At 71.6% G+C, this 19541-nt stretch carries 21 protein-coding genes and 1 tRNA gene; 10 read left to right on the forward strand and 12 right to left on the reverse strand.

Annotation, left to right across the window (positions count from 1 at the left end; genetic code table 11):
• Positions 1-17: 17 nt before the first annotated feature.
• The 3 genes from thrB to lysA form a co-directional block, all read right to left on the reverse strand.
• A complete protein-coding gene (gene thrB, locus G6G98_RS04115) occupies positions 18-947 on the reverse strand; it encodes a homoserine kinase (protein WP_164233632.1) in 930 nt (309 codons plus the stop codon).
• 2 nt (positions 948-949) lie between these two features.
• Entirely contained in the window at positions 950-2254 is a 1305-nt protein-coding gene (locus G6G98_RS04120; RefSeq protein ID WP_067350884.1) for a homoserine dehydrogenase, read from the reverse strand.
• A 69-nt stretch (positions 2255-2323) separates the two neighbouring features.
• Complete coding sequence (lysA, locus tag G6G98_RS04125; RefSeq protein ID WP_067353591.1) at positions 2324-3742, reverse strand: diaminopimelate decarboxylase; 1419 nt, start codon at positions 3740-3742, stop codon at positions 2324-2326.
• A gap of 148 nt (positions 3743-3890) precedes the next feature.
• Between lysA and G6G98_RS04130 the strand changes: the two genes are divergently transcribed.
• Positions 3891-4928 carry a YhjD/YihY/BrkB family envelope integrity protein gene (locus G6G98_RS04130; RefSeq protein ID WP_164233631.1) on the forward strand — a complete coding sequence of 346 codons (1038 nt, stop codon included), beginning with the start codon at positions 3891-3893 and terminating at the stop codon, positions 4926-4928.
• Positions 4929-4930: 2 nt separating this feature from the next.
• Here the strand turns inward: G6G98_RS04130 and G6G98_RS04135 are convergent, their stop codons facing one another.
• Positions 4931-5779: an LmeA family phospholipid-binding protein gene (locus tag G6G98_RS04135; protein ID WP_164233630.1), complete on the reverse strand. Its 849-nt coding sequence runs from the start codon at positions 5777-5779 to the stop codon at positions 4931-4933.
• 14 nt (positions 5780-5793) lie between these two features.
• Positions 5794-7458 (reverse strand): arginine--tRNA ligase, encoded by a 1665-nt coding sequence (gene argS / locus G6G98_RS04140; protein WP_164233628.1) that lies wholly within the window; start codon positions 7456-7458, stop codon positions 5794-5796.
• Positions 7459-7529: 71 nt separating this feature from the next.
• Here argS and G6G98_RS04145 point away from each other — a divergent pair, with 71 nt between their 5' ends.
• Both G6G98_RS04145 and G6G98_RS04150 read left to right on the forward strand, forming a co-directional pair.
• Positions 7530-8339 (forward strand): SGNH/GDSL hydrolase family protein, encoded by an 810-nt coding sequence (locus G6G98_RS04145; RefSeq protein WP_243841995.1) that lies wholly within the window; start codon positions 7530-7532, stop codon positions 8337-8339.
• 16 nt (positions 8340-8355) lie between these two features.
• A tRNA-Arg gene (locus G6G98_RS04150) sits at positions 8356-8428 on the forward strand.
• Between the two features lie 64 nt (positions 8429-8492).
• Here the strand turns inward: G6G98_RS04150 and G6G98_RS04155 are convergent.
• A complete protein-coding gene (locus tag G6G98_RS04155; protein ID WP_243841996.1) occupies positions 8493-8744 on the reverse strand; it encodes a DUF2510 domain-containing protein in 252 nt (83 codons plus the stop codon).
• Positions 8745-8841: 97 nt separating this feature from the next.
• Here G6G98_RS04155 and G6G98_RS04160 point away from each other — a divergent pair, with 97 nt between their 5' ends.
• The 3 genes from G6G98_RS04160 (at position 8842) to G6G98_RS04170 (ending at position 10763) form a co-directional block, all read left to right on the forward strand.
• A complete protein-coding gene (locus G6G98_RS04160; protein WP_208321420.1) occupies positions 8842-9279 on the forward strand; it encodes a MarR family winged helix-turn-helix transcriptional regulator in 438 nt (145 codons plus the stop codon).
• Positions 9280-9318: 39 nt separating this feature from the next.
• Positions 9319-10296: a zinc-binding dehydrogenase gene (locus G6G98_RS04165; RefSeq protein ID WP_164233626.1), complete on the forward strand. Its 978-nt coding sequence runs from the start codon at positions 9319-9321 to the stop codon at positions 10294-10296.
• Positions 10297-10361: 65 nt separating this feature from the next.
• Positions 10362-10763 (forward strand): RidA family protein, encoded by a 402-nt coding sequence (locus G6G98_RS04170; RefSeq protein WP_067350866.1) that lies wholly within the window; start codon positions 10362-10364, stop codon positions 10761-10763.
• Between the two features lie 8 nt (positions 10764-10771).
• On the opposite strand, the gene G6G98_RS04175 is transcribed toward G6G98_RS04170, so the two are convergent.
• The 5 genes from G6G98_RS04175 to G6G98_RS04195 all read right to left on the reverse strand — a co-directional run bounded on the left by G6G98_RS04175 (position 10772) and on the right by G6G98_RS04195 (position 14779).
• Positions 10772-11848, reverse strand: a complete 1077-nt coding sequence (locus G6G98_RS04175; protein ID WP_208321421.1) for a DNA polymerase IV — start codon at positions 11846-11848, stop codon at positions 10772-10774.
• Between the two features lie 54 nt (positions 11849-11902).
• The gene (locus G6G98_RS04180; RefSeq protein WP_067350863.1) at positions 11903-12295 is read right to left on the reverse strand and encodes a DUF1304 domain-containing protein; all 393 of its coding nucleotides are present in this window, start codon (positions 12293-12295) and stop codon (positions 11903-11905) included.
• A gap of 29 nt (positions 12296-12324) precedes the next feature.
• Complete coding sequence (locus G6G98_RS04185) at positions 12325-13158, reverse strand: CPBP family intramembrane glutamic endopeptidase (RefSeq protein ID WP_067350860.1); 834 nt, start codon at positions 13156-13158, stop codon at positions 12325-12327.
• On the reverse strand, positions 13155-13880 hold the full coding sequence (gene trmB / locus G6G98_RS04190; protein ID WP_067350857.1) for a tRNA (guanosine(46)-N7)-methyltransferase TrmB: 726 nt from the start codon (positions 13878-13880) through the stop codon (positions 13155-13157). Before trmB ends, G6G98_RS04185 begins: the two co-directional genes overlap by 4 nt.
• Positions 13881-13942: 62 nt before the next feature.
• A complete protein-coding gene (locus G6G98_RS04195) occupies positions 13943-14779 on the reverse strand; it encodes a DUF3097 domain-containing protein (protein WP_067350854.1) in 837 nt (278 codons plus the stop codon).
• A 115-nt stretch (positions 14780-14894) separates the two neighbouring features.
• On the opposite strand from G6G98_RS04195, the gene G6G98_RS04200 reads away from it, so the two are divergent.
• The 4 genes from G6G98_RS04200 to G6G98_RS04215 all read left to right on the forward strand — a co-directional run bounded on the left by G6G98_RS04200 (position 14895) and on the right by G6G98_RS04215 (position 19034).
• The gene (locus tag G6G98_RS04200; protein ID WP_067350851.1) at positions 14895-16940 is read left to right on the forward strand and encodes a TPM domain-containing protein; all 2046 of its coding nucleotides are present in this window, start codon (positions 14895-14897) and stop codon (positions 16938-16940) included.
• 49 nt (positions 16941-16989) lie between these two features.
• Positions 16990-17733, forward strand: a complete 744-nt coding sequence (locus G6G98_RS04205; protein WP_067350850.1) for a PspA/IM30 family protein — start codon at positions 16990-16992, stop codon at positions 17731-17733.
• A 66-nt stretch (positions 17734-17799) separates the two neighbouring features.
• A complete protein-coding gene (locus G6G98_RS04210) occupies positions 17800-18603 on the forward strand; it encodes an arginase family protein (RefSeq protein WP_067350849.1) in 804 nt (267 codons plus the stop codon).
• Complete coding sequence (locus G6G98_RS04215) at positions 18600-19034, forward strand: Fe-S oxidoreductase (RefSeq protein WP_067350848.1); 435 nt, start codon at positions 18600-18602, stop codon at positions 19032-19034. The genes G6G98_RS04210 and G6G98_RS04215 overlap by 4 nt, the downstream gene beginning before the upstream one ends.
• 19 nt (positions 19035-19053) lie before the next feature.
• Here the strand turns inward: G6G98_RS04215 and G6G98_RS04220 are convergent, their stop codons facing one another.
• Complete coding sequence (locus tag G6G98_RS04220; protein WP_067353577.1) at positions 19054-19524, reverse strand: SIP domain-containing protein; 471 nt, start codon at positions 19522-19524, stop codon at positions 19054-19056.
• Positions 19525-19541: the final 17 nt, after the last annotated feature.

Raw genomic sequence — 19541 nt, forward strand, 5'->3', positions numbered from 1 at the left:
GGGCCAGATTCACGCAGTTACGTGGAGCCCTCCGCTCGATCCTCCACTGTACCACCACGGACGTCGACGGCGAGCAGGAGCGCCTCCCACGGGGTGTCGGTCGTCGCGTTCGCGACCTCGACGGCATCCTGGCGGCTTCCGGGGCCGTCCGCGAGCACGAGCACGCTGGGACCGGCGCCGGAGACGACCGCTGCGAAGCCCGCCTTGCGCAGCGCCTGCACGAGACGCTGCGTCTCGGGCATGGCCTCCGCGCGGTAGTCCTGGTGCAGCCGGTCGGCCGTCGCGTCGAGCAGCAGCTCCGGGCTCTGCATGAGCGCCGCGATCAGCAGCGCGGAGCGGGAGACGTTGAACACGGCGTCCTCGGTGGAGACCTGCGGCGGCTGCAGGGACCGGGCCTTGGACGTCGACATCGTGTAGGAGGGCACGAGCACGAGCGGGGAGACGCCGCGATGCACGAGCAGCTTCTTGTGCTGCGGTCCGCGCTCGCCCATCCATGCGATCGTCAGGCCGCCGAACAGCGCGGGCGCGACGTTGTCGGGGTGGCCTTCGATCTCGGTGGCGAGACGGAGCAGGTCGTCGTCCGACAGCTCGACGTCACCGGCCAGCAGGCCCTTGGCGGCGAGGATGCCCGCGGTCACCGCGGCACCCGACGAGCCGAGGCCGCGCCCGTGAGGAACGCCGTTCTCGGCGACGATCCGCACGCCCGGCATCGGACGGCCCACGTCGGCGTACACGTGCGCGACGGTGCGGACGATGAGGTTGGACGCGTCGCGGGGGATCTCGTCCGCGCCCGACCCGGAGACCTCGATCTCCAGCTCGCCCGGGGGGAGCTCGGTGACGACGAGGTGGTCGTAGACGCTGAGCGCGAGGCCGAGCGTGTCGAATCCGGGGCCGAGGTTCGCGCTCGTCGCAGGGACGGTGACCTCGACGCTGCGGCCGACCGGCATCGTCACTCGCCTTCCACGCGCAGAACGGAGACCACGCGCTCGACGACGGCGCTGGCGGCCAGCGCGTCCACCGTGGCGCTCAGGGCGCCCTCTGACGCACGGTGCGTGCCGATCACGAGGCGCGCCGTCGGCTCGTCCTCGCCCTCCACGGTCTGCACGACGGTGGCGACCGAGACGCCGCCGTCGCTGAGGATGCCCGCGACCGTGGCGAGCACGCCGGCGGCATCCGACACCTCGAGCGTGATCTGGTACCGGGTGGTGACGTGGCTGATCGGGACGATCGGAAGGTTCGCGCGCGTGGACTCGCCGACGCCGACGCCGCCGGCGATGTGGCGGCGGGCGGCGGAGACGACGTCGCCGAGCACGGCGGAGGCCGTCTGCACGCCGCCGGCGCCTGCACCGTAGAACATCAGAGAGCCGGCCGCCTCGGCCTCGACGAACACGGCGTTGTTCGCGCCGTGCACGGAGGCGAGCGGGTGCGACTGCGGCACCAGGGCCGGGTACACGCGCACGGAGATCGACTCGGCGCCGTCGGCCTCGATGCGCTCGCAGACGGCGAGGAGCTTGATGACGAAGCCCGCCGAACGCGCCTCGGAGATCATCGACGCGGTGATGGACGAGATGCCCTCGCGGTGCACGGCCTCGAGCGGCACGGCGGTGTGGAACGCGAGGCTCGCGAGGATCGCGGCCTTCTGTGCGGCGTCGTAGCCCTCGACATCGGCCGTGGGGTCGGCCTCCGCGTAGCCGAGACGCTGCGCGTCGGCGAGCACCTCGGCGAAGTCGGCGCCCTCGGTGTCCATCCGGTCGAGGATGTAGTTCGTGGTGCCGTTGACGATGCCCATGATCCGCACGACCCGATCTCCGGCGAGCGAGTCGCGCAGGGGGCGGATGATCGGGATCGCGCCCGCGGCGGCGGCCTCGTAGTAGACCGAGGCGCCCACGCGGTCCGCGGCCTCGAACAGCTCGGGACCGTGCGTAGCGAGCAGCGCCTTGTTGGCGGTGACGACGTCGGCGCCGGAGCCGATGGCCTGGAGGATGCTGGTGCGGGCCGGCTCGATGCCGCCGATGAGCTCGATCACGATGTCCGCCCCGAGGATCAGCGACTCGGCGTCGGTGGTGAAGAGCTCCTTCGGCAGCTCGACATCGCGCGGGGCGTCGACGTCGCGCACGGCGATGCCTGCGAGTTCGAGGGACGCGCCTGCACGGTCGGCGAGCTCGTCGCCATGGCGCAGCAGAAGGGCTGCGACCTGGGAGCCGACCGCCCCGGCGCCGAGCAGCGCCACCCGAAGTCGTCGGTACTCAGTCATTCGCCGCTCCTACGTCGCTGGGGGTCATCGGTTCTCCTTCGGAGGTGGTTCATGGATGCCGGCGCCGGATCAGCGGTCACCGTCGTCGGCGGGCGCAGGCTCGATGCCGGCATCCCTCGACAGCACGTCCGCGATGGTCTCGCCGCGGACGATGACCCCGGCCCTGCCGTCGCGGACCGCGACGATGGGAGGACGGGGCACGTGGTTGTAGTTGCTCGACAGCGAGGCGCAGTAGGCGCCGGTCGCCGGGACGGCGAGCAGGTCGCCGGGCACGAGGTCGTCCGGCAGGTACTCGTGGTCGACGACGATGTCGCCGGACTCGCAGTGCTTGCCGACGACCCGGCTGAGCTGCGGCGCGCCGATGCCCGTGCGGGATGCGAGCCGCGCCGAGAACTGCGCTCCGTAGAGGGCGGGGCGGGCGTTGTCGCTCATGCCGCCGTCGACGCTGATGTAGCGGCGGACGACGCCGGCGTCGAGGAGCACATCCTTCGTGGTGCCGACCTCGTAGAGGGTGACCCCTGCGGTGCCGACGATCGCGCGCCCTGGCTCGAAGGAGAGCGCGGGGACCGGGATGCCGCGGGCGGCGCAGCCCTCTGCGACGGCGGCGACGATCTCGGCGGCGAGCGTCTCGATCGGGGTCGGGTCGTCGACGCGCGTGTAGGCGATGCCGAACCCGCCGCCGAGGTTGAGCTGCGGGACCGGTCCGTCCTCGAGGAGCGCGGCGTGGAGTTCGAGCACGCGTTCCGCGGACTCCCGGAAGCCGGCGACGCCGAAGATCTGCGAGCCGATGTGGCAGTGCAGACCGGCGAACTCGAGACCGGGGAGCTCCCTGATGCGCGCGACGGCGGCCTCGGCATCCGGCAGCGGGAAGCCGAACTTCTGGTCCTCGTGCGCCGTCGCGAGAAAGTCGTGGGTCTCCGCGTGCACGCCGCTGATGACGCGGACCAGCACGCGCTGCGTCGCGCCGGTGCGAGCGGTGATCGCGGCGAGCCGCTCGATCTCGATGGCGCTGTCGACGATGATCGTGCCGACGCCGACCTCGACGGCGCGCTCGAGCTCGGCGACCGACTTGTTGTTGCCGTGGAAGCCGATGGATGCCGGCGCCACGCCCGCGGCGAGGGCGACCTCGAGCTCTCCGCCCGTGCACACATCCACACGGAGGCCCTCGTCGACCACCCAGCGGGCGACCGTCGTGCACAGGAACGCCTTGCCGGCGTAGTAGACCTGGGCGGTGGTGCCGTTGTCTCCTGCTGCGGCGTCGAAGGCGAGGCGGAAGGCGCGGGCGCGCGAGCGCACCTCGTCCTCATCGATCACGAGGAGCGGCGTGCCGTAGCTCTGGGCGAGAGCGGTGGCGCGGATGCCGCCGAGCACGAGTCCTCCGTCGGCATCGCGCGAGGCGGATGCCGGCCACACGGCCGCCGCGAGGTCGTTCGCGTCGTCGGGCACGACGAGCCATTCCGGGGCGATCGAGTCGTCAGGGGAAAGCAAGGAGAACCAATCGTGGGGCAGCGGCGCGGGATCGCGCACTCGAGGATTCCCCCGATTCTATGGCACCTGCACCGCGACGCCTGCCACGGTGACAGGGCCGATTCAAGGCCTTGTGCGGCGTCCGCGATGCCCGCATAGGCTGGGCGCGATGAACGCCGAATCCGATGCCGACGCTCCCGCCCGCCAGGCCCCGGTCCCCCGCGCCATCGCGGCGGCGACCCGGTGGGCGCTGGTCCGCAAGCCGGTGCGCGCCGTGCTCCTGTACGTCGAGCGGCGGGGTCCGATGCTCGCGGACAGCGTGACCTACCGCGCCCTGTTCAGCGTGTTCGCCGGGGTGCTGCTCGGGTTCTCGATCGCGGCGCTCTGGCTCGCGGGGAACCCGGTGGCGTGGAAGGCGATCATCGGCGCCGTCCAGTCGGTGATCCCGGGTCTGATCGGCGAGGGCGGCGTCGTGAGGCCTTCGGATCTGCGGGAGCCCGTGTCGCTCTCGATCGCGGGCGCGGTCTCGGTCGTGGCCCTCACGGCGTCGGCGCTCGGGGCGATCGGATCGCTGCGCACCGCGGTGCGCGTGCTGGCCGCGACGGCGCAGGCGGACGTGCTCTGGATCTGGGTGATCCTGCGGAACCTCCTCCTCGCCCTCGGGATCGGTGCCTCCTTCGTGCTCGCCGCGGCGGTCACCTTCGCCGCACGCCTCGGCGTCGACTGGCTGAGCGACGCCATGGGGCTGCCCGAGGACTCGGTGGCGTCGACGGTGACCATCCGAGGGCTGTCGCTCGTCGTCGTGTTCGCCCTGGATGCCGCGCTGATCGCCGGCGTCTTCCTGGTGCTGTCGGGCGTGCGGCCGTCACCGCGCTCGCTCTGGAGCGGTGCGCTGCTCGGTGCGGCCGGTCTCCTCGTGCTGCAGGAGCTGTCGGGCCTCTTCGTCGGCGGCGCGACCAGCAACCCGCTGCTGGCATCGTTCGCCTCGCTGCTCGCACTGCTGATCTGGCTCAACCTGTCCACGCAGGTCATCCTGATCGCCTGCGCGTACATCGTCACCGGCGAGGACGAGCGCCGCGACCGTGTGCGCGCGCGGTTCGGCGCGACCACGTTCGCCGAGCGTCGGGCGCGCAGGGCCGAAGAGGAGGTCGCGGTCGCGACGGCCGAGCTGCGCGCGGCCCGGAAGGCCCTGCGCGACGAGTCCTGACATCAGGCCCGCGGGCAGACGCCCTTCTCGAGGAGGCTCGGGTCGGTGGCGATGGCCCCGTGCACGTCGATGTCGATGACGGCCCGACCGCCGTCGATCGCGAGCCCCGTGAGGGTGAGGCCAGCGGGGAGCTGATCGGCGATGCAGATCCGCTGCGGCTGCGTGAGCCGCTCCCCCAGCGGGCCGAGCAGGTCGGCCACCCGATCGGCCTGCACCTCGGCGCCGGCGATCGTCAGCGACACCGGGGTGAGCTCGAGCTCGCCGTCCACCGCTCCGGGTGTCAGGGTGAGCGCCAGCGGTATCGTCGCGCCGAGCAGCGGGACGGATCCGCTCACCGTCGCGTTCGGCGCCTCGAACGCGACCTCGTCGACGGGCAGGTCGGTGCCGGCGAGGAGGCTCGTGAACTCCGCCTGGTCGATCCGGATCGTCCCCGACGCACCGGCGAGCTCGCCGCCCTGCAGCGGGATGCCGGTCGCGGTCACGTCGGCCGCGCCGGTGACCCCCTCGAGGGTGACGGCGTCGGTGGACAGGTGCAGGCTGTCCAGTTCGCCGGCGATGAGCTGCGGCAGCAGGATGCCGTCCGCCTGCACGTCGAGCTGCTGATCTGCCGGCAGGCCGAGCTGGTCGATCACGATCCCCCGGACGATTCCGGGCAGCACGGCGCGGGCGACGAACTCCGCAGCGACGACGAGGGCGCCGAGCACCAGCAGGAGGACGAGCAGCACCCAGGGCCAGCGCCGCCGGCGACGCCGCGCGGGGGCGACGGCATCCGTCCCCCGGCCCGGGATGACGAGCGTCGGATGCTCGACGGACGCGTCCGGGTACGGGAGGGTGCTGTTGTCGTCGCTCATGCGGCCCCGTGAACCTACATCCGCTCCGGGGCGGACACGCCGAGGAGCTCGAGGCCGTTGCGGAACACCTGACCGGCGGCGTCGTTCAGCCACAGGCGGGTGCGGTGCACGCTCTCGATCGGGTCGTCGCCCTGAGGGATGACCCGGCAGTTGTCGTACCAGCGGTGGTAGAGGCCGGCGAGTTCCTCGAGATAGCGGGCGATGCGGTGCGGCTCGCGCATCTCGGCGGAGAAGGCCACGATGCGCGGGAACTCCTGCAGAGCGCCCAGGAGCGCGGCCTCGGTCTCGTGCGTGAGCGTCTCGGGCGCGAACTCGGAGCGCTCCACCCCGGAGTCGGCCGCGTTGCGCGCCACGTTGTGCGTGCGCGCGTGCGCGTACTGCACGTAGAAGACGGGGTTGTCGTTGGTGCGCTTCTGCAGCAGCTCGGGGTCCAGGGCCAGCGGCGAGTCGGCTGGCGAGCGCTCCAGCGAGTAGCGCAGTGCGTCGGTGCCGAGCCACTCGCGGAGGTCGTCCATCTCGATGATGTTGCCTGCGCGCTTGCTGAGGCGGGCTCCGCCGACCGAGACCAGCTGGCCGATGAGCACCTCGACGTCCTTCTCCGGGTCGTCGCCGGCCGCGCCCGCGAGGGCCTTGAGGCGGTGCACATAGCCGTGGTGGTCGGCTCCGAGCAGGTAGATCTTGTGCTCGAAGCCCCGGTCGCCCTTGTTCAGGTAGTAGGCGGCGTCCGCGGCGAAATAGGTGTACTCGCCGTTGGAGCGGCGGATGACGCGGTCCTTGTCGTCGCCGAAGTCCGTGGTGCGCACCCACACCGCGTCGTCCTGGTCGAACACGTGCCCCTGCTCGCGCAGCCGGTCGACGGCCTGGTCGACGAGGCTGGCCCCGTCGTCGTTCTTGGCGTGCAGGATCCGCTCGGAGAACCACACGTCGAAGTCGACGTTGAACTTCGACAGCGACTGCTGCTGCTCGGCGAGCTGGTACTCGTAGCCGAGCTCGCGCGCGACGAGCTGCTGCTCGTCCGCGGGGAGCTCCAGGAAGTCGGGATGCGCCGCGATCACGCGCGCCGCGAGATCGCCGATGTAGCTGCCCGCATAGCCGCCTTCGGGAGTCGGCTGCCCGTTCGCGGCGGCGACGATCGACGCGGCGAAGCGCTCCATCTGCGCACCGGCGTCGTTGATGTAGAACTCGCGCGCCACGTTCGCGCCCGAGGCGGCGAGCACGCGCGCGATGGCGTCGCCGAGCGCCGCCCAGCGGGTGTGGCCGATGTGCAGCGGACCGGTGGGGTTGGCGCTGACGAACTCGATGTTGATCGAGCGACCGGCCTGGGTGTCGTTGTGCCCGTACGCGTCACCCGCGTCGACGATCGTCTTCGCGAGCGCGCCGGCGGCCGCCGCGTCGAGACGGATGTTGATGAACCCGGGTCCGGCCACCTCAGCGCTCGCGACGCCGTCCACCGCGGCGAGGCCGTCGGCGATCTGCTGGGCGAGCTCGCGCGGGTTCGTCCCCATCTGCTTGGCCAGTCGCATCGCGATGTTCGACGCCCAGTCGCCATGGTCCCGGTTGCGGGGGCGCTCGAAGACGATGTCGGATGCGGCGAGCGCGAGCTGCTCGCCGGGACGTCGTTCCTCGGCGATCGGTGCGAGGACGGCGAGGAGGGCTTCGGCGAGCGTTTCAGGGTTCATAGACTTCCCAGTCTACGGCGCGTCGCGAGCCCCGAATTTGCGTGCGGGCGGACGTGATCTACAGTCATGCCATGAACGCCGCCGTGGGATCCCGCCGCCTGCGCATCACGGGCGCCGGGATCGCCGTCGCCCTCGCCCTCGCCGCCGTCGTGCTCGGCGTGTGGCGGCCCTGGATCCCGCCCGTCACCGCGGCGCCGGCGAGCGCTCCGATCGCCGCCGACGAGGAGTCCGTCACCGTCGCCCCGCAGCCGCTCGTACTGCCGGAGCACCCGACGGTGCTCGTGTTCGGCGACTCCTGGACCTACGGTTCGGCGGCCACCGAGCCGACCCTCGGCTACGCCTATCTGCTCGCGGATCTCCTGGACGGCGAGACCATCGTGAACGGCGTCCGGGGCAGCGGCTATCTCAAGCCGGGTGCGGACGGCCCGGCCTTCGGCGAGCGCATCGCCGCTCTCGACCCCGCACTGGCCCCCGACCTGATCCTCATCCAGGGCTCCATCAACGACCGCGCCCAGGGCGAAGCCGGGTACCGAGAGGCGGTGACCGCGGCGTGGGATGCGCTCGCGGCCAAGTATCCGGAGGCAGGCATCGTGGTGCTCGGACCGGCCCCGCACGAGCTTCCGGTCGGCGCCGGCACCGCGCGCATCGACCGGGATCTCTCCGAGCTCGCCGCCGCCCGCGGCTGGTGGTACATCTCCCCCATCGCCGAGGACTGGATCACCGAGCAGAACTATCTCGACGTCATCGACGTCGAGATCGGACGCAGGCATCCGTCCACCGATGGGCATCGCTACCTCGCCGAGAAGGTGGCCGCCGCGCTGTCCGGACTGGGCGACGCGCCCGTGACCGTCGCCGGGTCGGAGACACCCCCCGAGCAGTGATATCGTCTTTCGGTACGCCTCCGTAGCTCAGGGGATAGAGCGCCGGTTTCCGGTACCGTAGGTCGGGGGTTCGAATCCCTCCGGGGGCACACACATGTGCGAAAGGTCCGCCCAGCTGGGCGGACCTTTTCACGTTCTCCTGGCGCTCTCCCGTCAGCCGCCCCGGACGTCCGGCTGAGGCGGCGCGGCATCCGCGTGCCCGGTCCATCGCGTGCCGTCCCAGTACCGCTGCGCGTCTCGACCCGATGGATCCGGATACCAGCCGGCCACGGCGAGCGCACCCGTTTCGCGCCGCCGCCGTGACAGCGCCACGATGACGATCCCGCCTCCAGCGACGATCGCCGCGAAGATCAGCGCGACCGCCAGGACGATGAGCACGTGCCATCCGACCATTCCTGCGAGCATCCGGTCCCCCTCCCGTCCTGGACCGATTCGACCATGTCCGTTCCCCGGATGCGACGCATTCAGGTTGTGCACAATTGAATTGTGCAATACTCATCACATGCCCGTGACCGATGAGATGGTGTGCTTCTCCCTCTACGCCGCAGCCCGTGCGACCACCCAGGCCTACCGGACGCTGCTCGCGCCGTGGGGCCTGACCTACCCGCAGTACCTCGTGCTCGCGGTGCTCTGGATCGACGGAGAGCAGACGATCGGCTCCCTCGGAGAGGCCATGCAGCTCGACTCCGGCACCCTCTCCCCGCTCGTGCGCCGCCTCGAGCAGGCGGGACTCGTGACGAAGGAGCGCAGTGCCGAGGACGAGCGGGTCGTGACGGTGAGGCTCACGGCGAAGGGGCAGTCCCTCCGCGCCGAGGTCGCCCCCATCCACCACCGGATCACCGAGATCGCCGGCATCCGAGACGAAGGGCGGGTCCGCGAGCTGATCACGGAGCTGCAGGACATCACCGCCCGGCTTCAGCAGACCACCCCCGGCGCCTGAGGCGCCCATCCCCTCACTCCCACAAGGAACGGAAAAACCATGCGCGCACTCATCCACCCCGTGTTCGGCGAGCCCGAGGACGTCCTGAGCCTCGAGGAGCGTCCGCTCCCGGAGCCCGGCCCCGGTCAGGTGCGTCTGCGCACCCTGCTCTCCCCGATCCACAACCACGACCTGTGGACGATCCGCGGCACCTACGGATTCAAGCCCGAGCTCCCCGCGGCCTCCGGCACCGAGGCCGTCGGCATCGTCGACGCGCTCGGCGATGGCGTCGAGAACCTCGTCGTCGGCCAGCGCGTCGCCACCGGCGGCACGTTCGGCGCGTGGGCCGAGTACGTGGTGGCCGGGGCGTCAGGGCTCATCCCCGTCCCCGACGCGCTGTCCGACGAGAGCGCCGCCCAGCTCGTCTCCATGCCGTTCAGCACGATCAGCCTGCTGCACTCCCTCGAGGTGCACGAGGGCGACTGGATCGTGCAGAACGCCGCCAACGGCGCGGTGGGACGGATGCTCGCGCAGCTGGGCGCCGCACGCGGCATCGACGTGCTCGGCCTGGTACGCCGCTCCGCCGGCGTCGACGAGCTCCGCACGCAGGGGGTCGCGAACGTCGTGGCCACCGATCAGGACGACTGGCGCGAGCAGGTGGCCGCCCTCACCGGCGGCGCGCCGATCGTCGCCGGCGTCGACTCCGTCGGCGGATCGGCGGCCGGCGATGTGCTCTCCCTCCTCGCCGAGAACGGCACGCTCGTCGCGTTCGGGGCCATGCAGTCCCCGATCATGGAGATCGCCTCGGGCGACGTCATCTTCAAGCAGGCCACCGTCAAGGGGTTCTGGGGCAGCAAGGTCATCCAGACGATGGATGCCGCCACCCGCGGGACCCTGTTCGCGGAACTCGTGCAGCGCGTGCTCGACGGCACCCTCACCCTGCCCGTGGCCGGCGTGTTCGATGCGGCGGATGCAACCGACGCCGTGCGCGCCAGCGCCGAGCCCGGCCGCGTGGGCAAGGTGCTGCTGAAGTTCTGAGCACGCACGTCGCGCACGAGGGCCACCGGCATCGCGATGTCGGTGGCCCTCCGCATGCTGGGGCCATGGACATCACACTCACGCAGCCTGCAGGGCTCGTCGTCAGCCCCGCGTTCAGCCACGTCGCGGTCGTCCCGCCGGGCGCCACCACCATCTACGTCGGCGGTCAGAACGGCGTCGACGAGAGCGGCGCCGTGGTCTCGGCGGATGCCGGCGAGCAGTCGCTCCGCGCCCTCGAGAACGCCCGCATCGCACTGGAGTCGGCCGGCGCAGGCCTGGACGACGTGATCAGCTGGACGGTGCTCATCCACCAGCAGGCCGATCTGCGCGCGGCCTACGGCGCTGTCGCGTCGAAGCTGGCGCGCGACGGCGCACCTCCCCTGGTCACCGCCGCCGTCGTCGCGGGCCTCGGCGTCCCCGGCGCGCTCATCGAGATCAGCGCGGTCGCCGCCGTCATCCGCGACTGAGCCAACGCTCAGATCCTGCCGCGCACCGGCGTCCGCTCGACCGGATCGCCGTCGTCGGGCATCGTCATCTCCGCACGCACGCCGAGCAGGCGCACCTCGCGGTCGCGGTCGAGCGTCTTCCCCAGCTCGACCGCGGCCGCGATGACCTCGTCGCGATCGGTCGTCGGCGCGGGCAACTTCCGGCCGAAGGTCTTCGTCTCGAACGGCGCGTAGCGCACCTTGAGATGCACCCGCATCACGGGGCGGCTCTCCGCTGCACAGTCGTCGAAGGCATGCCCGGCGAGCTCGCGCAGCGCCTCTTCGACCTCAGCTTCCGTCGTGAGGTTCTGCTGGAAGGTGGTCTCCCTGCTGTGGCTGCGCGCCACCCAGGGCGTGTCGTCCACGACAGCGGGACCCCGCCCCTCACCCAGCTCGCCGTACCAGACGCCCATCCTCGGGCCGAACTCCCCGACGAGCATCTCCCGATCGGCCTCGGCGAGCCGGCGCACGGTGTCGATGCCATGCTCCGCCAATCGCCTGCTGATCTTCGGGCCGACGCCCCACAGGTCACGGGTCGGCTTGTCCCCCATCACCTCGAACCAGTTCTCCGCGGTGAGGCGGAACACGCCGCGAGGCTTGCCGAACTCGGTCGCGATCTTGGCGCGCACCTTGTTGTCCCCGATGCCGACGGAGCAGTGCAGGCCGGTCGCTTCGAGCACGGCTGCCTGGGCGCTCCGCGCCACCGCCTCGGGATCGTCGACGCTGACGCCGAGGAAGCACTCGTCCCAGCCGATGACCTCGAGCACGACGCCGGGGAGGGCACGCAGCGTCGACATCACCTCATGCGATGCCGCCTCGTAGGCATCATGATCCACCGGCAGGAACACCGCGTCCTCCGGTGCCTTGCGCGCGGCGATCTTCAACGGCATCCCCGACCCGATCCCGAACGCCCGCGCCTCGTACGACGCGGTCGACACGACGGCGCGCTCGGTCGGATCCCCGCGGCCGCCCACGATCACCGGCCGCCCGGCGAGCTCCGGCCGCCGCAGCACCTCGACGGCCGCGATGAACTGATCCATGTCCACGTGCAGCACCCAGTCGGCCATGGACCGAGTCTGACCGCTGCGGCGCCGGATGTCACCCCGTCGCCACCGGGGCGATCAGCCGAGGGAGATGCCGACCGCCGTCGCGACGACCGCCAGCAGCGGCAACGTGCCCTGCATCGCCGCCGCCCGCACCTTGGTGCGATCGGACAGCACAAGCACGAGCGCCGCGGCCAGCATCATTCCGGTGCCGGCGAGGACGAGCGTCACGCCCACCGTGGTCGCACCCACGATCACCAGGCCGACGCCGATCAGCGCCGTGAGCGCGAGGAACAGGTTGTAGAAGCCCTGGTTGAAGGCAAGCTGCTTCATGGTGACGGCATCCGCCTCGCTGGCGACGCCGAAGATCCTCCTCGTCTCCGGCTCCGTCCACTTGAGCGACTCCAGCGCGAAGATGAAGACATGGAAGGCCGCAGCGGCGGCGGCGAGGACGAGTCCGGCGATGAGCATGACTCGATTCTCGCATCCGCGGGCGGCCCTCAGACCAGGAAGATCGGCAGCAGGCCCGGGTTGTGCGCGTGCACGAGCACCCCGAACACGACGGCGTCGAACAGCAGGTGCACCGTGACCACGTACGCGAGCGAATGCGTGCGGAGGAAGATGAAGCCCTGCAGCAGCGCGAACGGGATCGTCAGCACCGGCCCCCAGGCCCGATAGCCCAGCTCCCACAGGAAGGAGACGAACACGATCGCCTGCAGCGCGTTCGCGACGCCGTCGGGGAGGTGACGTCGCAGCAGTGCGAACACCGTGCAGATGAAGAACAGCTCGTCCCAGATGCCCACCGCCCCCACACCGACGAACAGGCGCGCGATCAGCTCGGGCGTGTCGACGACGGGCCAGTTCTGGTACACGCCGCTGGTGATGAAATAGAACGGCAGGATCAGCCAGCCCAGCACGAGCACGGCGACCAGCCAGCCCCACTGCAGCCGCCCCCAGCGGCGGTGCGCCCGCCATGGGAACGAGATCCCGCGGTCCTTGTAGAGGAAGCGCGACACCAGGTACGGCACCGCCACGGCGCCGCCGAGGGCGAGCGTGAACCGGAGCATGGCCAGATCGTCGAGCTCGGCGGCCAGCGGGATCGCGCTGACGATCAGCATGCCGAGCGCGATCAGCGACAGGTCGCGGGTCAGCGACGGAGCGGATGCCGTCACCCGGCCGCGCTCGAGCCACCACGCGGCGCCCACGCCCAGGGCGATCAGCGCCCAGCCGATCCAGGGCACCTGCAGGACGAAGAACGCCGGTGCCGCCGCGCACACGATCAGCGCCGGCGCGATCGCCGCGCCTGTCGTGAGGCGGTGTCCGGCTTCGGTCACGCTCGCGGCTTCCGCCGGTACACCAGGTCCCGGATGTCGCGGCCCTTGGCGATGCCCTTCCGCTCGAAGGCGGTCATCACCCGGCCCTCGAAGCGCTCGGCCCACTCGCCGTCGAAGGCGCGCTCGAAGAGCGGCTCGGCGTCGAGGACCTCGCGCATCTGCAGCGCATAGTCCTCCCAGTCGGTGGCGAGCCGCAGCAGACCGCCGTCACGGAGCGCCCGTGCGGCCGTGTCGCCGAAGCCGGGACGCACGAGCCGGCGCTTGGTGTGCTTCTTCTTGTGCCAGGGGTCGGGGAAGAAGATCCAGACCTCGGCCGCTGCGCGCTCCGGCAGGTACGAGGAAAGAACCTCGGGTGCGTTCGCCTCCACCACCCGGAGATTCCGCGCCCCCGCACGGTCGGCGTCGAGCATCGTCCGCGCGAGGCCTGCCCGGAACACCTCCACGGCGAGGAAGTCGACGTCGGGCCGCGTGGAGGCCGCCGCGACGATCGCGTGCCCCTGCCCGGAGCCGATCTCGACGATCAGGTCCGCCGCCCGGCCGTACTCGGCCACCGGGTCGAGCCGCGCCTCCGGGTGCACGGAGGTCCAGGCCACGTCGCGGGGCACGTCCAGCAGGTAATGCGGCGCGAGCTCGGCGAAGGCGCGCTCCTGCGCGTCGGACATCCGGCCGCTGCGGCGCACGAAGGACACCGGCTCGTCACGGAAGGTGCGGGGTTCGGGCATGATCCCAGGGTAGTCGGCGGCGACCGGCTCCCTCAGCGCCGCAGGCGTCGGCGGTGCGGAGGTCAGGCCGGTGCGGTCACGAAGTCGATGAGCTCCTCGACCCGTCCCAGCAGCGCCGGCTCGAGGTCGCGGTACGTGCGCACCTTGGAGAGGATGTGCTGCCAGGCGCGCGCCGTGTCGGCCTGGGTCTCGTGCGGCCACCCGAAGGCCCGGCAGATCCCGGTCTTCCAGTCGGTGCCGCGCGGGATCTCCGGCCACTTGGCGATCCCCAGCGCGCGCGGCGTCACGCACTGCCACACGTCGACGAACGGATGCCCGACGATGCGCACGTGCCGTCCGTGCGGGCCCCGCGCCACGGCATCCGCGATCCGGGACTCCTTGGAGCCCGGCACGAGATGGTCGACGAGCACCCCATAGCGACGGGTGGCGCTCGGCGGCTCCTCGGCGAGGAGATCGTCGAGGAGGTCGACGCCCTGCAGGAACTCCACGACCACGCCCTCCACGCGGAGGTCGGCGCCCCACACCTTCTCGACGAGCTCGGCGTCGTGCTTCCCCTCCACGAGGATGCGGCTGGGCAGGGCGATGCGGGCACGCTGATCGGCGACCGCGAACGAGCCGGAGGCCGTGCGCCGCGGACCCTGCGCCTTCGGCTTCGGCGGTCCCAGGCGCACCGGGCGGCCCTCGATCAGGAAGCCGCCGCCGAGGGGGAAGCGCCTCCGGCGGCCCTTCCAGTCCTCGAGCTCGACCATGCCGGCCTCGACGGCCGTGACGGCACCGCAGAAGCCGTCGGAGGCGACCTCGACGACGAGATCGAGCTCCGCGTGCACATCCGCGGACCTGATCGTACCGCGGTCGCGCCACCCCGCGGCGAGCACGTCGGAACCGTACCTGTCGTCCATGCCCTCCAGCGTATGCGCCTCCGCTCAGGGCGAACGGCCGGATGCTGTCGCGTGTCGATCTCTGTGCATAGACTCGTGGCATTGGGGGCGCCCGCTGTCGGTCGGAGGGATCTGTATGAGGAATCGGTGGCTGACGGTGGCCGCGCTGGCACTGGCCGCGGTCGCAGGGGCGCTCTCCGCGAGCACGGCATCCGCGACCGACCCGGTGACGCTCGACCCTGGCTACGTGACCGATGACGCCGGAGTGCTCAGCGGGTCGGAGAAGGCCGCCGTCGAAACCAGGCTGGAGACTCTCACCGAGAACTCCTCGGCCGACCTCTTCGTGGTGCTCGTCGACGAGTTCACCTCCCCCTCGGACTACGTCCAGTGGGCCGACACCGTGGCCGATAACAACGGACTCGGACCGGAGCAGTACCTGCTCGCCATCGCGGTCGAGGGACGCAACTACTACATCTCCGCCGCCGCCGGCGGCCCGCTGAGCGACGGCAAGCTCACCGATGTGGAGGAGAAGATCCAGCCGCTCCTCGCCCAGGAGGACTGGGACGGCGCCATCATCCTGGCCGCCGACGAGATCCAGGGCGACGGCGGCGCCGGCGCCATGCGCAACCTCCTCGTGATCGTCGGGATCGTCGTCCTCGGCCTCTTGATCTGGCTCGCGGTGGCCCTCATCCGCCGCGCCCGCCGCAATGCGGAGATCCGCCGACGCGGAGCGATGCCGGAGGTCCCCGACCCGAACGATCCCTTCTCGACCCTCACCGATGAGCAGGTGCAGTCCCAGGCGGGGGTGGCGCTCGTGCGGGCCGACGACGCGATCACCTCCAGCAAGGAGGAGCTCGGCTTCGCGGTCGCGCAGTTCGGCGAGGCCGCCACCGCCGAGTTCAGCGGCGCGGTGGAGACCGCGCAGGCGAAGATGTCCGAGGCCTTCGACCTCAAGCAGAAGCTCGACGACGAGGTCGAGGACACGGTCCACGACCGCCGTGCCTGGCACATCCGCATCATCCGGCTGTGCGATGAGGTCGACGACGTGCTCGACGCCAACACCGAGGCCTTCGACGCGCTGCGCCGGCTGGAGCAGAACGCTCCGCAGGAGCTGGAGCGGGTCAGGGGAGAGCGCGCCGCCCTCCAGCCGGTCCTCGCGTCGGCCGGCACGGCCCTGGCCGCGCTGTCCGCGACCTACGACGCGGCCGCTCTGGCCACCGTCGCGGACAACCCCGCTCAGGCACAGGAGCGCGCGGCCCTCGCAGACCGCTCGATCGATGCCGCCGGGAAGGCGATCGCGGAGGGCCGCAGCGGCGAGGCCGCGTTCGCGATCCGCACCGCCGAGCAGTCCGTCGCGCAGGCGGCCCAGCTCGTGCAGGCGATCACCGCGCTCGGCGGCGAGCTCTCCGCGCTGGAGGCGCAGGCACAGGCGCTGATCGCCGAGCTGCAGAGCGATGTCGCCGCCGCTCAGCAGCTCCCGGACCCGACCGGCGCGCTCGCCGCCGCGGCATCCGCCACCGCCGGACAGCTTCAGCAGGCGCAGGCTGGCCTGAGCGGCAGCCCCCGCAGCCCGCAGCGGGTGTTCGAGGCTCTCACCGCGGCGAACACGCAGATCGACGCCGCGATCTCCCAGGGCAGGGAGGTCGTGGAGACGGCGCGCCGTGAGCAGCGGATGCTCGAGCAGACGATCGGCCAGGCGAACTCGGAGATCCGCGCCGCGCGCGAATACATCGAGACACGTCGAGGCACCATCGGCTCGACGGCGAGGACCCGGCTCTCGCAGGCCGAGACGAGTCTCAGCCAGGCGCTGGCGCTCCAGGCCTCGGATCCGCGCGGGGCGCTCGCCTCCGCCCGGTACGCGCTCGAGCTCGCCCAGCAGGCGACCTCCTCCGCTCGCGCCGACGTGGAGGCCATGAACCCGGCGCGCTACGAGAACGACGACTGGAGCGGAAGCATCTTCGGGGGCTCCTCGCGCTCGAACGACTCGGGTCTCGGCGGCGACATCCTCGGCGGAATCATCGGCGGCCTGCTCTCCGGCGGCGGCGGAGGCGGCGGTGGCGGCTCCTCGCGGGGCGGCTGGCGCTCCAGCGGCGGAGGCGGCTTCCGCAGCTCCGGTTTCGGCGGAGGCGGCGGCAGCCGTTCGAGCGGCCGCAGCGGCCGTTCGGGAGGTGGGCGCTTCTGAACCGCACCGACGCACAGACCTCGACTACGACCCTCTGAAAGGAAAACGCATGACCAAGCAGTCCATCTTCGGACGTATCTCGACCCTCGTCCGCGCGAACATCAACGCCCTCCTGGACTCTGCGGAGGACCCGCAGAAGATGATCGACCAGCTCGTCCGCGACTACACGAACAACATCGCGGATGCCGAGTCGGCGATCGCCGAGACCATCGGCAACCTCCGTCTCCTCGAGCGCGACCACGAAGAGGACGTCCAGGCCGCCACCGAGTGGGGCAACAAGGCCCTCGCCGCCAGCCGCAAGGCCGACGAGATGCGCGCCGCGGGCAGCACGGCCGACGCCGACAAGTTCGACAGCCTCGCCAAGATCGCGCTGCAGCGACAGATCAGCGCCGAGCGCGAGGCCTCGAGCGCAGAGCCGCAGATCGCCGCGCAGACCGAGATCGTCGACAAGCTCAAGGCCGGCCTGAACGGCATGAAGGAGAAGCTCGGCGAGCTGAAGAACAAGCGCAGCGAGCTCCTCGCCCGCGCCAAGGTCGCCGAGGCCCAGACCAAGGTCCAGGACGCGGTCTCCTCGATCAACGTGCTCGACCCCACCAGCGAGCTGGGACGTTTCGAGGACAAGGTCCGCCGCCAGGAGGCCCTCGCGCAGGGCAAGGCCGAGCTCGCGGCGTCCAGCCTCGACGCCCAGTTCGAGAGCCTCGAGGACCTCGGCGAGCTCACCGAGGTCGAGGCCCGCCTCGCCGAGCTCAAGGCCGGCGGCTCCGCTCCCCGTCAGGCGATCGAAGGGTCCTGACACCCCGGCGGGGCCCCGGACCTGCACGTCCGGGGCCCCGCCCTCTCCTCACCCCTGGAGGCACCCATGGTGCGATTCCTCGTCGTCCCGCAGTGGCAGGGCTCCCCCGCCGCACGGGCGATGCTCCTCGTCGACGGCGCCACGGCGATCGCCGGCGACCTTCCGCGCGCCGCCACGACGGTGCTGGACGTCCCGGTGGAGGCCGGCGAATCCCTCGGCACCGGCGTCCGCCGGCTCAGCTCTCTGCTGCGGACCCGCGAGGAGGTCGCACAGCACATGACGAACGACACGGTCGTCATCGGCGGCGACTGCAGCGTCACCGTCGCGGCCCTCGCCGCGCTTCCGGGCGGCACCGAGGACCTCGCGGTGGTCTGGTTCGACGCCCACCCTGACATGCACACCCCCGAGACGTCGCCCTCCGGCGCCTTCTCCGGCATGGCGCTCCGCGCCGTCCTCGGCGAGGGCGAGCCGCAGCTCGCGCTCTCCCCCGGCATACCGCGGGAGCGGGTCGTAGCGGTCGGGATGCGCAATCTCGACGACGCCGAGGTCGCGCAGCTCGACGACCTCTCCCGGCTCTCCGTCTCCGATCTCGACCGCGCGGAGGCCCTCGCAGAGGCGGTGGTCGCCACCGGGGCGAAGCGGGTCTGGGTCCACATCGACGTCGACGTGCTCGACCCTGCCGAGCTGGCGGGGGTGTCGAACCCGGCTCCGTTCGGCCTGGCGCCGGCTGCGCTGAGCGCCGCCGTCCGCCTGCTCCGGGAGCGGCTGCCGTTCGCCGGAGCCACCCTGGCCGGGTTCGCTCCGCGATCCCCGGCCGATGCCGTGGACGATCTGGGGGCGCTGCTCCGCCTCGTCGGCGCGGTCGCGTGACGGAGGACTGGCGGGCCGCGGCCGAGCGCGCCGTCGATCGCGGTCGCCGCCTGGACCGCCGCATCCCCGCCTTCCTGCTGCGCTCGCCGATCAGCAGGATCGGCTACTGGTGGGGCACGGCCGTGGGCTGGATCTGGGGATCGCTGTGGAGCACGGGGCCGGTGGAGCGCCGCGCCGGACTGTGGGTGTTCCAGGGGATGCCGGCCTGGACGTTCAACCGAGGCGGCGTCTGCGTCGGCGGATGCTTCCTCACCGGCGACGCCCGTCCGAGTGACGCCATCCTCCGGCACGAGGCCGTGCACAAGGCGCAGTGGCTCCGGTACGGCTTCCTGATGCCGGTGCTGTACCTGCTGGCGGGACGCGACCCGCTCCGGAACAGATTCGAGATCGAGGCCGGCCTGGAGGACGGCAACTACGTCCGCCGCCGCTGACTGATGGGCGGCCCGCGGGTCAGCGGTCGGAGGGAAGCAGCCCGAAGCGCTCGGGGGTGCGGATGCGCGCAGGCTCCACGTCGAGCTTCGTCGTCAGGTGCTCGACGATGTCGGCGGTGCCGAGGTAGCCGCCCAGCAGCGTGACGGTCGTCTCCAGGCCCTCGTCGCAGAGCATCTCGTCCGCCCAGGCGCAGGTCGCGCGGGTCAGCGCCTGACCGGAGGCGCAGGCGCGTCCGGTGCCGGGGGCGCCGGTGCGGGCGCTGCGAGCGAGCCACGTGACGGTCATCCGCCCCGGAGCGACGATGTGCCCGATGTCCGACGGCTCGGGAACCTCGATGAAGATGCGACCGGAGGCGCACAGCGGCAGCGTCGACAGGAACGTCTCGAGCTCGACCAGCGAGTTCTCGTCGGCCGTCACGAGGTGATGGGCGCGACGACGCTCGGCGCGCCGTGCGGCGCGCGTGGTGCGGATGTCGAGGGAGGTGTTCATCGTCCTCTCATCGTACA

The organism is Microbacterium hydrocarbonoxydans, assembly GCF_011752045.1.
Lineage (GTDB): Bacteria > Actinomycetota > Actinomycetes > Actinomycetales > Microbacteriaceae > Microbacterium.

Excerpts from the sequence above, each read along its gene's own strand:
- G6G98_RS04135 (WP_164233630.1), bottom strand. The coding sequence starts at position 5,779 with ATGAGCGACGACAACAGCACCCTCCCGTACCCGGACGCGTCCGTCGAG.
- G6G98_RS04155 (WP_243841996.1), bottom strand. The coding sequence starts at position 8,744 with ATGCTCGCAGGAATGGTCGGATGGCACGTGCTCATCGTCCTGGCGGTC.
- G6G98_RS04200 (WP_067350851.1), top strand. The coding sequence starts at position 14,895 with ATGAGGAATCGGTGGCTGACGGTGGCCGCGCTGGCACTGGCCGCGGTC.
- G6G98_RS04120 (WP_067350884.1), bottom strand. The coding sequence starts at position 2,254 with ATGACTGAGTACCGACGACTTCGGGTGGCGCTGCTCGGCGCCGGGGCG.
- G6G98_RS04170 (WP_067350866.1), top strand. The coding sequence starts at position 10,362 with ATGGACATCACACTCACGCAGCCTGCAGGGCTCGTCGTCAGCCCCGCG.
- G6G98_RS04175 (WP_208321421.1), bottom strand. The coding sequence starts at position 11,848 with ATGGCCGACTGGGTGCTGCACGTGGACATGGATCAGTTCATCGCGGCC.
- G6G98_RS04165 (WP_164233626.1), top strand. The coding sequence starts at position 9,319 with ATGCGCGCACTCATCCACCCCGTGTTCGGCGAGCCCGAGGACGTCCTG.
- G6G98_RS04220 (WP_067353577.1), bottom strand. The coding sequence starts at position 19,524 with ATGAACACCTCCCTCGACATCCGCACCACGCGCGCCGCACGGCGCGCC.
- G6G98_RS04180 (WP_067350863.1), bottom strand. The coding sequence starts at position 12,295 with ATGCTCATCGCCGGACTCGTCCTCGCCGCCGCCGCTGCGGCCTTCCAT.
- thrB (WP_164233632.1), bottom strand. The coding sequence starts at position 947 with ATGCCGGTCGGCCGCAGCGTCGAGGTCACCGTCCCTGCGACGAGCGCG.
- G6G98_RS04205 (WP_067350850.1), top strand. The coding sequence starts at position 16,990 with ATGACCAAGCAGTCCATCTTCGGACGTATCTCGACCCTCGTCCGCGCG.
- argS (WP_164233628.1), bottom strand. The coding sequence starts at position 7,458 with ATGAACCCTGAAACGCTCGCCGAAGCCCTCCTCGCCGTCCTCGCACCG.
- G6G98_RS04195 (WP_067350854.1), bottom strand. The coding sequence starts at position 14,779 with ATGGACGACAGGTACGGTTCCGACGTGCTCGCCGCGGGGTGGCGCGAC.
- trmB (WP_067350857.1), bottom strand. The coding sequence starts at position 13,880 with ATGCCCGAACCCCGCACCTTCCGTGACGAGCCGGTGTCCTTCGTGCGC.
- G6G98_RS04160 (WP_208321420.1), top strand. The coding sequence starts at position 8,842 with ATGCCCGTGACCGATGAGATGGTGTGCTTCTCCCTCTACGCCGCAGCC.
- G6G98_RS04145 (WP_243841995.1), top strand. The coding sequence starts at position 7,530 with ATGAACGCCGCCGTGGGATCCCGCCGCCTGCGCATCACGGGCGCCGGG.
- G6G98_RS04130 (WP_164233631.1), top strand. The coding sequence starts at position 3,891 with ATGAACGCCGAATCCGATGCCGACGCTCCCGCCCGCCAGGCCCCGGTC.
- G6G98_RS04210 (WP_067350849.1), top strand. The coding sequence starts at position 17,800 with ATGGTGCGATTCCTCGTCGTCCCGCAGTGGCAGGGCTCCCCCGCCGCA.